This window comes from Acidovorax sacchari, from assembly GCF_042847045.1.
GTDB classification, from domain to species: Bacteria; Pseudomonadota; Gammaproteobacteria; order Burkholderiales; family Burkholderiaceae_C; genus Paracidovorax; species Paracidovorax sacchari.
This window is the reverse complement of the sequence record NZ_AP035783.1, coordinates 2,466,215-2,480,153: the sequence shown is the minus strand read 5'-3', so window position 1 is coordinate 2,480,153 and position 13,939 is coordinate 2,466,215. Positions and strand designations below refer to the sequence as shown.

Here is a 13,939-nt window from a genome sequence, read left to right as displayed (position 1 = left end):
CCCGGCCGCCGTGCCGCAGTACCATCGCGGCACCATGCAGGACACCTCCGCTCCTTCCTCCCCCTCCCGCTCCTTCTCGGCCACGCCAGGCCCCCTGCCGCTGGTCGTGCTCACCGGCGGTTCGCGCGGCATGGGCCTGGCCATGGCCCGGCAACTGCTGCAGGGCGGACATGCACTCGTCACCCTCTCGCGCGGCACGAGCGACGAGCTGGCAGACGCCGCGCTGCGCGCCGGCATGCCGCTGGCGCAATGGCCGCAGGACCTCGCCGATGGTGCCCGGGCCGCCGCGCGGCTGCGGGCCTGGCTGGAAGGCCAGCCGGCCGGCCGCTACGCCAGCGCCACGCTCATCAACAACGCGGGCGTGGTGCCGCGCATCGCACCGCTGGCGGACAGCGACCCGGCCGATCTCGCCAATGCGCTGCGCATCGGGCTGGAAGCGCCCATGCAGCTCACCGCCGCGTTCCTGGCCGCCACGCGCGGCTGGGGCGTGCCGCGCAAGGTGCTCAACATTTCCTCCGGCCTGGGGCGGCGCCCGATGGCCTCGCAATCGGCCTACTGCGCGGCCAAGGCCGGCATGGACCATTTCACGCGCTGCCTGGCGCTGGACGAGGCGCGGCAGCCCGGCGGCGCACGGGTGTGCTCGCTGGCGCCCGGCGTGATCGACACGGACATGCAGGTCCATTTGCGCGGCGCCGACCCGGAGGCGTTCCCCGACCTGCAGAACTTCGCCAACCTGAAGACGAACGGCACGCTCGCCTCGCCCGACGAGGCCGCGGCGCGCGTGCTGGCCTGGCTCGCGCGGCCCGACTTCGGCGACGCGCCGGTGGCCGACGTGCGCGAGGCCTGAGCGGCCCCGCGCATGAGAAACTAGGCACTGCCTGTCCGTCCGCAGCCAGGCGTTCCTTTCCCGGAGACAAGCACCCATGATCCGTTCGCTGATTTCGTTCACCGCCCTCGCCTTCGCGCTGGGCGCCGCCACGGCACAGACCGCGCCGACCGCCGCACCCGCGCCCGCAGGCGCCGCATATCCCGCCAAGCCGGTGCGCCTCATCGTGCCCTTCCCGCCCGGCGGCGGCACGGACATCCTCTCGCGCCTCGTCGCGACCAAGCTGACGGAGACGCTGCACTGGACCGTGGTGCCCGACAACCGAGCCGGCGCGGGTGGCACCATCGGCATCACCGAGACCGTCAAGGCCGCGCCCACGGGCTACGACCTCGTCATGGGCCAGAAGGACAACCTCGTCGTCGCGCCCTACCTCTACAAGAACCTGCCGTGGGACCCCACGAAGGACCTCGTCGCCATCGCGCACGTGGCCTACACGCCGGTCATCATCGCCACGGGCGCCAACTCGCGCTTCAAGACGCTGGCCGACGTCGTGACCGCCGCGCGCGCCGAGCCCGGCAAGATCACCTACGGCTCGCCCGGCAACGGCACCACCATCCACCTGGCGGGCGACCTGTTCGAGAAGGCCGCGGGCATCAAGCTCAGCCACATCCCCTACAAGGGCTCCAACCCGGCCCTGATGGACGCGCTGGCCGGCAACGTGGACCTGCTCGTATCGTCCGTGCCGTCCGCCATGGCGCAGATCAAGTCCGGCAAGCTGCGCCCCCTGGCCGTCACCTCGATCAAGCGCAGCTCCTCCCTGCCCGACGTGCCCACCGTGGCCGAGTCCGGCTACAAGGGCTTCGACGTGAGCTCCTGGTACGGCATCCTCGCTCCCGCCGGCACGCCCGCCAACGTGGTCGCCACGGTGAACACCGAGGTCAACAAGCTGCTCGCCCAGCCCGACATGCGCGCCGCCATCCAGGCCCAGGGCGCCGAGCCCGAAACGATGACCAGCGCGCAGTTCTCCGCCCTGCTCAAGGCCGACTACGCCAAGTGGAAGGGCATCGTCGAGGCGTCCGGCGCGAAGATCGAGTGAACATGGCCGGCCGGCCCTGACCGCCGGCCAGCCCGGGCGCGCCGCGCCCCGGGGCTCTGCCATGGCGTATCGAAATGTGTTCTGATGCGGGCCTGCGCGCACCGACGCGTTCCCCGACACATTCGAACCCACGAGACACGCCATGGCAGACGCAAAGACTCCGACATCGCTCACGGCACTCACCATCGCTGCGATCGGGGTGGTGTATGGAGACATCGGCACGTCGCCGCTCTACGCCTTCAAGGAGGTGTTCGCCGCCGGCCGGCTGGAGATCACGCCGGCCAACGTGATCGGCATCCTCTCGCTCTTCTTCTGGACCCTGACGGTGATCGTCTCGGTCAAGTACGTGGCCCTGATCATGCGGGCCGACAACCACGGCGAGGGGGGCCTGATGGCGCTGCTGGCCCTGGCGACGCAGTCGGTGCAGGACCAACCCCGCCTGAAGCGGGCGCTGATGACGGTCGGGGTCTTCGGGGTGGCGCTCTTCTTCGGCGACGGCGTCATCACGCCCGCGATCTCGGTGCTCTCCGCGGTCGAGGGGCTGGAGGTCGTCACCACGCGCGCCACGCCCTACATCCTGCCGATCTCGCTCACCGTGCTGCTCGCGCTCTTTCTCGCGCAGCGCTGGGGAACGGCGCGGCTGGGGCGGTTCTTCGGCATCGCCATGCTCGTGTGGTTCGCGTGCCTGGGGCTCGCGGGCATTCCCCACATCGCCGCGCGCCCCGAGGTCCTGGCCGCGCTCCTGCCCCACCATGCGCTGGCGTTCTGCCTGGACCACTACGGCATCGCCTTCATCACGCTGGGCGCGGTCTTCCTGTGCGTGACCGGCGCGGAAGCGCTCTACGCCGACATGGGGCATTTCGGCGCCCGGCCCATCCGGCTGGCGTGGTTCCTCCTCGTCATGCCCTGCCTCACGCTGAACTACCTGGGACAGGGCGCGCTGGTACTCGCCACGCCGTCCGCCGCCGCCAACCCGTTCTTCCTCATGATGCCGGGCTGGGCCACGCTGCCGATGGTGGTGCTGGCCACGGCTGCCACCGTCATCGCCTCGCAGGCGCTGATCTCCGGCGCGTTCTCCGCGGCCAAGCAGACCATCCAGCTGGGGTACCTGCCGCGCCTGTCGGTGCGCCACACCTCGGAGAACGAATCCGGACAGATCTACGTGCCCATGGTGAACTGGACGCTGCTCGCCGGGGTGGCGCTGGCGGTGGTGGCCTTCCGCAGCTCCAACGCCCTGGCCGCGGCCTACGGCATCTCGGTCAGCCTGGTCATGGTCATCACCACCACATTGACCTTCTTCGTCATCCGCCACGGCTGGAAACTGCCCCTGCCGCTGTGCATCGCAGCCACGGGCGCGTTCCTTTGCGTGGATGTCGCCTTCTTCGCTTCCAATTCGCTGAAGATCGCGGAAGGCGGCTGGTTCCCCCTGCTGATGGCCGCTGCGCTGTACCTCGTCATGTCCACGTGGCACGACGGCCGCGGCCTGCTGCGCCAGCGCCAGAACGCCGAGGCGATCGAGCTGCTGCCCTTCCTGCAATCGATCCTCTCGGCCGGCACCACCCGCGTGGACGGCACCGCCGTCTTCCTCACCGCCCATGCCGGCGTGGTGCCCGGGGCGATGCTGCACAACCTCAAGCACAACAAGGTGCTGCACGACCACAACCTGTTCGTCCACGTCCAGGCAGGGGGTGTGCCCCGCATACCACTGCGCGAACAGGTGGCCGTCCAGCCGCTCGCCGACGGTGCCTGGAGCGTGCGGATCCGCTTCGGCTTCATGGACGAGCCGGACATTCCCCGCGCCCTCCATCAGGCCACGGAACTGGAGGGCCTGCTGGACCCCATGCGCACCAGCTACTTCCTGGCGCGCGAGACCGTCGTGCCCACGCTGGGCGCCGCCATGGCCGTCTGGCGGCAGAAGCTGTTCGCGCAGATGCACCACAGCGCCAGTTCGGCGGCGGACTTCCTGAAACTGCCGAACAACGCGGTGGTGGAGATGGGGTCGAAAACGGAAATGTAGCCCGGAGACACTGCACGGACAGGATGCAGGCGCTCGGCCAGGGGAGCGCCCGGAATGTGTCAGCAGTTGACCTTTCTCGACGTGGGGACCAGGACGTTGTTGCTCCCCCATATCTCGAAGCAATGGTCCGTGCCCAGCGGAAGATTGAGGTACTCGAATTGGTTGACACCCGTGGGATGGATCCACACGTAAAGCCTGCCGTTATCATGGCCATCGCAGTATTCCCAATACGTGCTGCTTCCGTATGTTTTGTCGGTTTCTTCCCAGTGATATACCTTCACTCCGTTGCCAGCCGCCAGATCCGCGAACACAGACCATTTATAGCCGGTCTGGCCGGATGATGAAACCTTGATGTAATGCTTGGTCTGCCCGGCTCCACAATTCACTGCATAGGCATTGCCGGACATGAGCGCCACGAGCATGCCGAGTCCGGCGAGGTGTTTTTTACCGATCATGAATTTCCCTGTATCGATTCTTCGTCAATTGAATTGCGCACACACAAAACAAACCACCGGAAAATCATCTCCGGTGGTTTAATGCGCCGAGAATACCTCCGCTGCGCAACCGGATTATTCATGAACAAAAACCCACCCACCGCCAAGAACAATTATCTGGCGCATAAACAAAACAGCCGAGCCCTATAGCGGCATCCGCGCCGTGCGCGGGTCCATGAAAAAGCGGCTCCACGAGGGAGCCGCTGTCTGCCGCGGCGCGATGCCGCTGCTGCCGGGGGTGTATCAGTCGCGCACGACCAGCACGGGCACGTGGACCACGCCCAGCACGCGCTGGGTGACGCTGCCCAGCACCAGCTTCTCGAGCCCGCGGCGGCCATGGGAGCCCATGACGATCAGGTCGGCGCCCGTGCTCTCCAGCGCGCGCAGGATGCCGTCGTGCACGGCATGGCCCTCGCCGATCACGGTGGTCACGGCCACGCCGGCTTCCTCCAGGGCCTTGCGCGTGGCGTCCAGCGCGGTGTTGGCCTCGGCGGTGGCGGCATTCATGTACTGCGACTGGCCGTAGGCGAAATCCGCGCCCACGCCGGTGAACGGATAGGGATCCACCACATAGACGGCGGTGACCTGGGAGCCGAAGGTCTTGGCGAGGCCGGCCGCCTTGGTGACGGCCATCATGGAAGTGGGCGAACCGTCCACGGGAATCAGGATGTGCTTGAACATGAACTTCTCCTTCGTCGATGGTGGTGTGGAACCGATGGGACCAGTGTGCCGCAATGCGGCGCCACCGGGTTGATTCGCATCAAGCGGCAGGGGTTGTCGCGGCCTTTTCTCCGCCCTCTTCCTGGAACCCGCCGCGCCGGCAGGTCACCACCAGCGTGTCGCGGAAGCCTGGGGCATCCCCCAGGGGCTGGATCGGCGTGGTCTCGTGGATCATGCGGGCGTCGTCCAGCAGCATGAGCGACCAGGGCTCGCTGAGGGTGAACCGGTGGCCGCTGGGGCCGGCCGCCTCGAAGATGCGCGTCTCGCCACCCTTCACGCCCTCGCGGCCGACCAGGAAGACGGCCACGAGGTCCACGCCGTCGCGGTGCGCGCCCTCGGGCGTGGGCCGGCCGATGCCGTCGGTGGTGTCGATGCGGAACTGGTGGGCCTCCAGGAACCAGCGCTCGGGCTTCTCCGCCAGCGCCTGCTGCGACAGGCCGGCCAGCGCGGCCAGCAGCTGCTGCCAGGCCGGCTGCGCCACGGTGGCATCCTGCATGGGAGCGAACCAGCGCTGCATGCCGCCGTGCAGGGCGTTGTAGTCCAGCGGCTGCCAGTGGGCGCGGTGCGGCACCTGCCGCAGCATGGGTCCGTCCGCCACGAAGCAGGAGTGCCGCCGGCGGCGATAGCGCCCGCCGTCCTTCAGGAATTCATCGGGCGGCAGCGAGGGCCAGTCCGCATGCAGCACCTGCAGCGCCGCGAGCGGCACGCCGATCCAGGCGGCGGTGTCCTCGGGCCTCAGCACGGCGTACCCCGTGCTGCGCAGGTGGTCGGCGACCTGGTCGGGCCGCAGGTAGGGAGGGGGAAACGTGATGTGCGCCATGTGGCGCGAGCTTAACCCCGCCCGGCATGCCGTGTGCGCACCGGGAGGGTGCCGCACTGGAATTTCAGCGACAGGTTGCGCCGCCGCAAACGCGGCTGCAGTAGCATCCGTGGGCGCAGCGCCGGCAGTGGCGCGCGCTCCAGGAGAACACCATGGCCCATGAACGCCGCCACTATGTCCGAGTCGCCTTCGAGGCACCCGCGCGCCTCGCCGTGAGCGGCCACGGCACTTTCGACGTGCATGTGCTGGACGTGTCCCTGCGCGGCGCGCTGCTGGAGCTGCCCGGCGGCCAGGCCTTGCCGCCGGGCACGCCCTGCGCGCTCTCCATCCCCTTGATGGCGGGCGAGGAGCAGATCGCGATGTCCGGCGAGCTGGTGCACGTGGAAGGCCATTGCGCGGGCCTGCAGGGCCACACCATGGACCTCGACAGCGCCACCCACCTGCGCCGCGTGATCGAGCTGCGGCTCGGCGACCCGGCCCTGCTGGAGCGCGACCTGCAGACGCTGGTGTCGGCGCACCGCGGCCGGGGCATGCCGGCGCAGCCGGCGACCGGGCACTGAGCCGCCCGCCCTGTCCCGCTCCGCTCACTCCGCGCGGTGTCAGGCCGCCGGGACCTCCGCGGCGGCCGGGCCCGCGGCCAGTTCCGTCTCCTGCAGCTGCCGCCACATCACCTTGCCGCTGCCGCTCTTGGGCAGCGCCTCGGCGAACTGCACGACGCGCGGCACCTTGTACACGGCCATGTTCTCGCGGCACCAGGCGATGATGTCGGCCTCGGACACCTGCCCGCGGTGCGCGGGCCGCAGCACCACCACGGCCTTCACCGTCTCGCCGCGGTAGCTGTCGCGCGCGGCGATCACGCAGGCTTCCTGCACGGCGGGGTGGCGGAACATGAGCGCCTCCACCTCGGCCGGCCAGACCTTGAAGCCGCTGGCGTTGATCATGCGCTTGAGGCGGTCGGTGATGAAGAAATAGCCCTCCTCGTCCACGCGGCCCAGGTCGCCCGAGCGGAAGAACCGCTTGCCGTCGATCTCGATGAAGGCCGCTTCCGTCGCGGCAGGCTGCTTCCAGTACCCGCTGAACACGCCCGGTCCATGGATCACGATCTCGCCCTGCTCGCCCACGGGCACTTCCCGCAGGGTGTCCGGGTCGATCACGCGCGAATCGGTGCTGATGAACGGCACGCCCAGGCACTGCTGCTTGGGGTGGTCCGGCGGGTTGGTGTGCGAGGGCGCGGCGGTCTCGGTCAGGCCGTAGCCTTCGCAGAAGCGCAGGCCGAACTGCTCCAGCAACCGCTGCGCCACGGCCTGCGGCATGGCGGCCCCGCCGCCACCGATATAGACCAGGCTGGAGAGGTCGTACTCAGAAAAGCGCGGGCTCGCCATCAGGTCGATCACCATCGTGGGAATGTTGGTCCAGTTGGTCACGCGGTAGCGGGAGATGAGGCGGCCGGCGAGGTCCCGGTCCCAGCGCGGCATCATGACCAGCGTGGCGCCGGCATAGATGGACGAATGCATCAGGCTCACCATGCCGGTGATGTGGAACATGGGCACCACGGCCAGCGTCACGCTCTCGGAAGTGGCCGTGCCCCAGAGCGCGCTGGCGACGGCGTTGTGCATGATGCTGCGGTGCGGGTGCATGCAGCCCTTGGGCAGGCCGGTGGTGCCGCTGGTGTAGGGCAGCACGGCCAGGTCTTCCGGTCCCGCCTCGCAGGCCGGCGGCTCGGCACCGCAGGCCGCGGCCTCGCTCCAGGCATGCACCGCGCCGCCTTCGAGCGCGGGCAGCGGGCGCACCGGGCAAAGCCACTCGCGCCACGCCTCGGGCATGGCCTGCGCTTCGGGCGAGGCCGGGTCGAAGGCGTCGGTGAACTGCGAGACCACGAGATGGCGCAGGCGGCGGTCCGGCGGCAGCGCATGGCTGGCGGCGGCCAGCTCGGGCGCGAGATCGGCAGTGGTGATGGCCACGCGCGCGTCCGGATCGGTGATGTAGTGCTTGAGCTCCTCGGCGCGGTTCATCGGGTTCACGGGCACCACGACGGCGTTGGCGCGCAGGATGGCGAAATGGGCGGCGACGAGCTGCGGGCAGTTCTGCATGCACAGCAGCACGCGGTCGCCCTTGCGCACGCCCAGCGTGTGCAGGTGGGCGGCCAGCCGTTCCGCCGTGCGCGCCAGCTCCCGGTAGCCCAGCGCCGTGCCGAAGAACACCATTGCCGGCTTGTCCGGGTAGCGCTGGGCGCTGACGGCCAGGTTGTTCCAGAGCGAGGTGGCGGGCGGAGTGAGAGCGTGCGGCAGGCGCTTGGGCCAGAAGGCGTGGTGTGCGGGCATGGGAGGGCGGGAGTTTTCCGTGGATCGGTACGAACCCGCATCCTGCGGCCCGTGGGCCGCGCACGTATTGGGGATGGCCCCAATCGCCCGTCACCCAGGCGACGCGGCGGCGGCACCGGGAATGCCCGGCCCCGGGGCACGGGCAGCGGCCCGGGTTTTTGTAACGGCTTGTCCCCGCGGGGGGCCTTTGGGGGCCTTGCGGGCGGCAGCGGCGCCACCATGAACGACAATGGGGGCTACGCTGCGCGCCGCCCGGGCCCCGCGCTCACGGTCGAGCCTGCCCGCCCGGCCGGCGCTGCACTTCCTTTTCCGCACATTCATCGCTTTTTCGTGCCGGCCGCGCGGCGCCCGTCCGCGGTCCCGGCCCGCGGCCCATGGACTCCATGAACATTGTCATCCTCGACGACTACCAGGACGCCGTCCGCAAGCTCCATTGCGCCACGCGTCTCGACGCCTACTCCGCCAAGGTCTACACCAACACCGTCAAGGGCCTCGGCCAGTTGTCGGTGCGGCTGCGGGATGCCGACATCATCGTGCTGATCCGCGAGCGCACCCAGATCACGCGCCAGCTCGTGGAGAAGCTGCCGCGCCTGAAGCTCATCGCACAGACCGGCAAGGTGGGTTCGCACGTGGACGTGACCGCCTGCACCGAGCGCGGCATCGCGGTGGCCGAAGGCGTGGGCTCGCCCGTCGCCCCGGCCGAGCTGACCTGGGCACTGATCATGGCGGCCATGCGGCGCCTGCCGCAGTACATCTCCAACCTCAAGCACGGCGCCTGGCAGCAATCGGGGCTGCGCGCGGCCTCCATGCCGGCCAACTTCGGCATCGGCACGGTGCTGCGCGGCAAGACCCTGGGCATCTGGGGCTACGGGCGCATCGGCCAGATCGTGGCGGGCTACGGCCGCGCCTTCGGCATGAACGTGCGCGTCTGGGGCCGCGAGGCCTCGCGCGCCCAGGCGCTGAGCGACGGGCTGCAGGTGGCCACCACGCGCGAGGAGTTCTTCTCGCAGTGCGACGTGGTGTCGCTGCACCTGCGGCTCAACGACGAGACGCGCGGCATCGTGCGCCTGGAGGACCTCTCCGGCATGAAGCCCAACGCCCTGCTGGTGAACACTTCGCGCGCGGAGCTGATCGAGCCGGACGCGCTGATCGCCGCCCTGAACCGCGGCCGCCCCGGCATGGCCGCGGTGGACGTGTTCGAGAGCGAGCCCATCCTGCAGGGCCACGCGCTGCTGCGGCTGGAGAACTGCATCTGCACGCCCCACATCGGCTACGTGGAGCAGGACAGCTACGAGCTGTACTTCGGGGCCGCGTTCGACAACGTGATCAATTACATCCGGGGCACGCCGACGAACATCGTGAACCCTGGCGCGCTGCAGGTGCGGCGCTGACGGCAAAGGGGTTGCACCGCTCGGCCTGGACGACCTGTGCATCGCGCCGGGCAACGTACCTCGCCGTGGCAGGGCCGATGCCGGTTCACCGGGTCCTCCTCCCGCTCACAGTTCTGCATTCGAAGACAGCCATTCAGGCGGGCAGGAGCCCAGCGCGCGCGCCGGATGACGCCATGCGAGCGGCGCCCCCTCGATCTCCAGTGGAGGCAGCAGCCGGGCTGCCGGCCCCCAGGATGTCTCCTCGACATGCCCGGCGCGATCGCGCGGGGTATCCGCCTCCAACCTGACCACCTCGCTCACGGGCTCGGGGCGCAGTTGCAGAACCGCGGCGGTACGCGCCAGCGAGGCGCGCACCTCGGTCCCGGCCCCTTGCGCCATCCGCTGCGCCAATCCGCGCAGCGCTGCCGCCGCCATCAGGTAGCCGGTCGCATGGTCGATCGCCTGGACCGGCAGGTTGACCGGTTCATCGCCGTGCACCGCGCGCATGCCCGCCTCGGCGATGCCCGTGCTCATCTGGATGAGGCTGTCGAAGCCGCGCCGGCAGCGCCACGCACCGGACCAGCCATACGCATCGAGCGATACGTCGATCAGCGCGGGATTCAGCGCGCGCCGCTGGGCGGCATCCAGCCCCAGGCGGGCGAGCGCATCGGACCGGTAGCCGTGGACCAGGATGTCCGCGCCGCGCAGCAGCCGCCGGAGCGTATCGAGATCCGCGGCATTCTTCAGGTCCAGCCGCGCGCAGCGCTTGCCCAGGACGACTTCGGGCACCGTGCCCGGCTCTTCCCAGCCGTGGGGATCGATGCGCAGCACCTCGGCACCCAGGCCTGCGAGGAACCGCGTCGCCACGGGCCCCGCGAGGATGCGCGTCAGATCGAGCACGCGGATGCCGCGCAGCGGACGGTCCGGGGACGGCTGCCAATCGCGCGCCGCGACGCGGCCTGCCGTGTGGACGTGCAGCAAGGGCTCGGATGCGACGGCCTGGCCTTGCGGGTGCACGGCCCATTCCTGGCGCGAGTACATGACGGCGGCACAGCCGCCGCGCGCGACCACGGCGTCCTCGAGTGCAGCGGCCTCCCAGCGGCCCACCGCGTGCGCGACGGATTGCGCATCGGCGGCGCAGCCGAGTACCGACAGCGCGGCATCGCGATGGTGCGGCGCGTTGGTGTGCAGCCGGATCCAGCGATCTCGCGCCCGGTAGTTGCCGGCGATCGGGTCCCATAGCGGCGGCAGCGACCATCCCAGCGGACGCAGCGACGTGCCGAACCACAGCGACGCCATGCGCCGATCGACCCGGACTGCCGGCAGCCTGCCGGTCGAGGCCTGCAACAGTTCGGCGACTGCAGTTCCCGCCGCGCCGATGGCCGCCGCTGCCAGGTCGGTCACGCGGAACGGGGAAAACAACTCTCCAGCTCCGGCAAAACTGCAGGTATCGAGGGACTGCGGGGCCCCACCCAGCGATGCCCAGAACTCCCGCAAATGGTCCGATGCCGGACTCTCGTCGTCCACGACGGTACTTTGTGGCACTTGATCGACACGCATGTTCGCCTCGAATGGTTCAGGTGGGGCGAAGATCGGCGGGCTGGCATTGATTGTCAATGTTGATTATCTTGGTCAACTGATCGGACGACTGCCCTCTTCCACGATGTCGAACTACCTGAATTCCACCGAAGCCGCAGCGAGGCTCGGGGTGTCGCGGCAGACGCTCTACGCCTATGTCAGCCGCGGCCTGCTGCATGCCGAGCCTGGCGACAACCAACGCGAAAGCCGTTATTTCGCAGCCGATATCGACAGGTTCGCGGCACAGCGCGCGCGCGGGCGCAAGCCGAAGGAAGTGGCGAAGGCTGCTCTCAACTGGGGCACGCCCGTGCTCGAATCGGGCATCACGCTGATCGATGGCGGGCGGCTCTTCTACCGTGGCGTGGACGCTTCGGGACTCGCCGACCACGCGAGCCTCGAGGACGTCGCGGCGCTACTCTGGCAATGCGACAGGCAGGTGGCCTTCGATCCCCGGGCGGCCACTGCGCCGGCCGTCCTGCGGCCCCTCTTCAGGCACTACCAGGATCAACGTGCAGAGGACGCCCTCCTGCCGCTTTTCGCTGTCGCGAGCGAGGATGCGCCCACTGCCATCTGGCAGAAAGCGGCCGGGCGGCAGGCGCAAGGCTGCGGAGATCTGGTACGGATCCTGGCCGCGTGCCTGTTGCGCACCCGTCCCGGCACGGCGCCGATCCACGAGCAATGCGCGCGTGCGTGGGGCGTGGATTCTTCGGGAGCCGAACTGATCAGGATGGCCCTCGTGCTGGGCGCGGACCACGAGCTCAACGCATCAACTTTCACGGGCCGGTGCGTGGCCTCGACCAACGCGAGCCTGCGGGCGGTCGTGATCGGTGGCCTGGCCGGCCTCTCCGGCGGACGGCACGGCGCCACCACGGGGCGCGTCGAGGCGTTGTGGGATGAACTCGGTACGCGGGACATCGAACGGAAAATGCAGGACAGGCTCGCGAGGGGAGACGATTTGCCAGGCTTCGGACACGCCCTGTACCCCGATGGCGACGCGCGCGCGGCGTATCTGTTGGCGCGCATTCTGCCGCGCCATTCCCCATGGAAACGCATGATCGATGCCGGGACGGCACTGGTGGGCCAGAAGCCGTCCATGGACCTCGCACTCGTGGCGTTGCGCAGGCACTTGCGGCTTCCCGCGGGTGCCGCGTTCGGCCTGTTCGCGCTGGGCCGGTCGATCGGATGGATCGCACACGGACTGGAGCAACGCGGGCAACCCGGCCTGATCCGGCCCCGCGCCGTGTATGTCGGCCCCCCTGTCGAACAGGGGAAGCCTCGAACCCATGGACGGTCCACCCAGCGGCGCGCGCCGCAGCATGCCGTGCCAGGCAACGATCTGGCTGCCGCTTTCTTCAGCACCCGATAGCCCGCACCGACGAAGATATGCCATTCAAGGCCGCGGCGGCGAACGGCCCACCAGCAATCGTCCCCCGGCCCACGCGCACAGCACGGCAAGGCTCCACACCAGGGCCCACCCCTGCAGGGCCAGCAGATGCGGAATGGCGAGGGGCACCACGAAGCACACGACGAAGACGCTGGTGTTCGCCATACCCAGCGCCGTGCCGGCATGGGTGGCACCGACACGCACCGCGAGCTCGGTATAGGCCACGCCATGCCATGCGGAAATGCAGATGCCGCAGGCTGCCAGCAATGACATCAGGAACAGCCGGAGCGGCACGCTATCGGAATGCACGGCGGCGCCCCGGAGGCTGGCCACCGCCAGGCCGGCGAACAGCAGCACGCTCAGGCTGCAGCAGGCGCGCAGATAGGCGGGACGGTTGCGCCTGCGGTCGGTCCAGCGGCCGCTCCAGACGCGCATCACCATGGCGCCGGCCTGGACAAGCGCCAGCGTCATGGAGATGGACGCCAGCTGTGCATGCGCGAAGTCGTGCAGGAACACCGTTCCGAAGGACAGCACCGCGAACTGCGGGGCGCACAGGATCCCGATTCCCGCTGCCAGGCGCCACGCACCCGCGTTACGCAGTGGTCCCGTGCGGTCTGCTGCGATGGCGGCAGGCCACCGGGAACGGGCCTGCGTGCGTGACGGCTCCCGGACCCACGCCCATGCCAATCCGGCGGCTGCCAGGCTCAGTGACGAGAGCACGCCGTAGACGGCCACGAAGCCGCCGCGCACCGCGAGCAGCGGCAGCAGCAGCGCTCCGATGGCCCCGCCGAGAGGCACGGCGGTCTGGCGGATGCTCATGGCGAGGCCGCGTTCACCGTCCGGGAACCACAGCATGATGGCCCGCCCGCTGGCGCCATTGACACTTCCGCCCGTCAGGCCGACCAGCATCAACCCGCAGCCCACCCAGGCGGGTGCAGGCACGTGGCCGGGCGACGGCACCGCCCAGAGCGCCAGGGCGGCCAATGCCAGCGCAGTCCCCACGAGACCGGCCAACAGCACCGGCCTGTCTCCCCAGCGGTCGGTCAGCATCCCCCAAGGCAGCTCGCTGACGGCGATGCCCAGGCCCAGCATGCCGAGCATCCATCCCAGCGTCGCGTTGTCGAGCTGGTAGCTGGTGCGCATCAGCACCGCGGTCATCGGAATGCCGCTGAAGGCGACCGAGAACGCTGCATTGGCGAAGACGCCGGCGGCCAGCACCTTCCAGCGGTGCCGGGAACGGATGGCCAGCGAGGGATCCACGGGCTGGGGCAAGGAGCAGGCGCTTGTCATGGCCGGCAGTGTGCGCGTCCTGG

Annotated in this window: 12 protein-coding genes; 6 read left to right on the top strand and 6 right to left on the bottom strand. The window is 69.5% G+C overall.

Features of this window, described 5'->3' with window-relative positions:
* Positions 1 to 34 precede the first annotated feature (34 nt).
* The 3 genes from ACGHC0_RS11255 (at position 35) to ACGHC0_RS11245 (ending at position 3,939) form a co-directional block, all read left to right on the top strand.
* Positions 35 to 847, top strand: a complete 813-nt coding sequence (locus ACGHC0_RS11255; RefSeq protein WP_415268405.1) for an SDR family NAD(P)-dependent oxidoreductase — start codon at positions 35 to 37, stop codon at positions 845 to 847.
* Between the two features lie 76 nt (positions 848 to 923).
* A complete protein-coding gene (locus ACGHC0_RS11250; RefSeq protein WP_368355292.1) occupies positions 924 to 1,922 on the top strand; it encodes a Bug family tripartite tricarboxylate transporter substrate binding protein in 999 nt (332 codons plus the stop codon).
* 142 nt (positions 1,923 to 2,064) lie between these two features.
* Positions 2,065 to 3,939 carry a potassium transporter Kup gene (locus tag ACGHC0_RS11245; protein ID WP_368355291.1) on the top strand — a complete coding sequence of 625 codons (1,875 nt, stop codon included), beginning with the start codon at positions 2,065 to 2,067 and terminating at the stop codon, positions 3,937 to 3,939.
* Between the two features lie 59 nt (positions 3,940 to 3,998).
* On the opposite strand, the gene ACGHC0_RS11240 is transcribed toward ACGHC0_RS11245, so the two are convergent.
* The 3 genes from ACGHC0_RS11240 to ACGHC0_RS11230 all read right to left on the bottom strand — a co-directional run bounded on the left by ACGHC0_RS11240 (position 3,999) and on the right by ACGHC0_RS11230 (position 5,973).
* Positions 3,999 to 4,394, bottom strand: a complete 396-nt coding sequence (locus ACGHC0_RS11240; protein ID WP_368355290.1) for a hypothetical protein — start codon at positions 4,392 to 4,394, stop codon at positions 3,999 to 4,001.
* A gap of 282 nt (positions 4,395 to 4,676) precedes the next feature.
* Positions 4,677 to 5,114: a universal stress protein gene (locus ACGHC0_RS11235; RefSeq protein ID WP_019700895.1), complete on the bottom strand. Its 438-nt coding sequence runs from the start codon at positions 5,112 to 5,114 to the stop codon at positions 4,677 to 4,679.
* 79 nt (positions 5,115 to 5,193) lie between these two features.
* Positions 5,194 to 5,973 carry a 2OG-Fe dioxygenase family protein gene (locus tag ACGHC0_RS11230; RefSeq protein ID WP_415268245.1) on the bottom strand — a complete coding sequence of 260 codons (780 nt, stop codon included), beginning with the start codon at positions 5,971 to 5,973 and terminating at the stop codon, positions 5,194 to 5,196.
* Between the two features lie 152 nt (positions 5,974 to 6,125).
* Between ACGHC0_RS11230 and ACGHC0_RS11225 the strand changes: the two genes are divergently transcribed.
* Complete coding sequence (locus ACGHC0_RS11225; RefSeq protein ID WP_415268244.1) at positions 6,126 to 6,533, top strand: PilZ domain-containing protein; 408 nt, start codon at positions 6,126 to 6,128, stop codon at positions 6,531 to 6,533.
* Positions 6,534 to 6,572: 39 nt separating this feature from the next.
* Here ACGHC0_RS11225 and ACGHC0_RS11220 read toward each other — a convergent pair whose 3' ends face one another.
* Positions 6,573 to 8,294: a long-chain fatty acid--CoA ligase gene (locus ACGHC0_RS11220; protein ID WP_415268243.1), complete on the bottom strand. Its 1,722-nt coding sequence runs from the start codon at positions 8,292 to 8,294 to the stop codon at positions 6,573 to 6,575.
* A 383-nt stretch (positions 8,295 to 8,677) separates the two neighbouring features.
* On the opposite strand from ACGHC0_RS11220, the gene ACGHC0_RS11215 reads away from it, so the two are divergent.
* Positions 8,678 to 9,685 (top strand): D-2-hydroxyacid dehydrogenase family protein, encoded by a 1,008-nt coding sequence (locus ACGHC0_RS11215; protein ID WP_415268242.1) that lies wholly within the window; start codon positions 8,678 to 8,680, stop codon positions 9,683 to 9,685.
* Between the two features lie 105 nt (positions 9,686 to 9,790).
* On the opposite strand, the gene ACGHC0_RS11210 is transcribed toward ACGHC0_RS11215, so the two are convergent.
* Complete coding sequence (locus tag ACGHC0_RS11210) at positions 9,791 to 11,224, bottom strand: CoA transferase (RefSeq protein WP_415268241.1); 1,434 nt, start codon at positions 11,222 to 11,224, stop codon at positions 9,791 to 9,793.
* A 103-nt stretch (positions 11,225 to 11,327) separates the two neighbouring features.
* Between ACGHC0_RS11210 and ACGHC0_RS11205 the strand changes: the two genes are divergently transcribed.
* The gene (locus tag ACGHC0_RS11205) at positions 11,328 to 12,608 is read left to right on the top strand and encodes a citrate synthase family protein (protein WP_415268404.1); all 1,281 of its coding nucleotides are present in this window, start codon (positions 11,328 to 11,330) and stop codon (positions 12,606 to 12,608) included.
* A gap of 24 nt (positions 12,609 to 12,632) precedes the next feature.
* Here the strand turns inward: ACGHC0_RS11205 and ACGHC0_RS11200 are convergent, their stop codons facing one another.
* A complete protein-coding gene (locus ACGHC0_RS11200) occupies positions 12,633 to 13,916 on the bottom strand; it encodes an MFS transporter (RefSeq protein WP_415268240.1) in 1,284 nt (427 codons plus the stop codon).
* Positions 13,917 to 13,939 lie beyond the last annotated feature (23 nt).

What these genes read in the sequence shown, in the direction of transcription:
- ACGHC0_RS11245 (WP_368355291.1), top strand. Translation starts at nt 2,065, where the DNA reads ATGGCAGACGCAAAGACTCCGACATCGCTCACGGCACTCACCATCGCT.
- ACGHC0_RS11200 (WP_415268240.1), bottom strand. Translation starts at nt 13,916, where the DNA reads ATGACAAGCGCCTGCTCCTTGCCCCAGCCCGTGGATCCCTCGCTGGCC.
- ACGHC0_RS11205 (WP_415268404.1), top strand. Translation starts at nt 11,328, where the DNA reads ATGTCGAACTACCTGAATTCCACCGAAGCCGCAGCGAGGCTCGGGGTG.
- ACGHC0_RS11250 (WP_368355292.1), top strand. Translation starts at nt 924, where the DNA reads ATGATCCGTTCGCTGATTTCGTTCACCGCCCTCGCCTTCGCGCTGGGC.
- ACGHC0_RS11210 (WP_415268241.1), bottom strand. Translation starts at nt 11,224, where the DNA reads ATGCGTGTCGATCAAGTGCCACAAAGTACCGTCGTGGACGACGAGAGT.
- ACGHC0_RS11225 (WP_415268244.1), top strand. Translation starts at nt 6,126, where the DNA reads ATGGCCCATGAACGCCGCCACTATGTCCGAGTCGCCTTCGAGGCACCC.
- ACGHC0_RS11240 (WP_368355290.1), bottom strand. Translation starts at nt 4,394, where the DNA reads ATGATCGGTAAAAAACACCTCGCCGGACTCGGCATGCTCGTGGCGCTC.
- ACGHC0_RS11230 (WP_415268245.1), bottom strand. Translation starts at nt 5,973, where the DNA reads ATGGCGCACATCACGTTTCCCCCTCCCTACCTGCGGCCCGACCAGGTC.
- ACGHC0_RS11255 (WP_415268405.1), top strand. Translation starts at nt 35, where the DNA reads ATGCAGGACACCTCCGCTCCTTCCTCCCCCTCCCGCTCCTTCTCGGCC.
- ACGHC0_RS11235 (WP_019700895.1), bottom strand. Translation starts at nt 5,114, where the DNA reads ATGTTCAAGCACATCCTGATTCCCGTGGACGGTTCGCCCACTTCCATG.
- ACGHC0_RS11215 (WP_415268242.1), top strand. Translation starts at nt 8,678, where the DNA reads ATGAACATTGTCATCCTCGACGACTACCAGGACGCCGTCCGCAAGCTC.
- ACGHC0_RS11220 (WP_415268243.1), bottom strand. Translation starts at nt 8,294, where the DNA reads ATGCCCGCACACCACGCCTTCTGGCCCAAGCGCCTGCCGCACGCTCTC.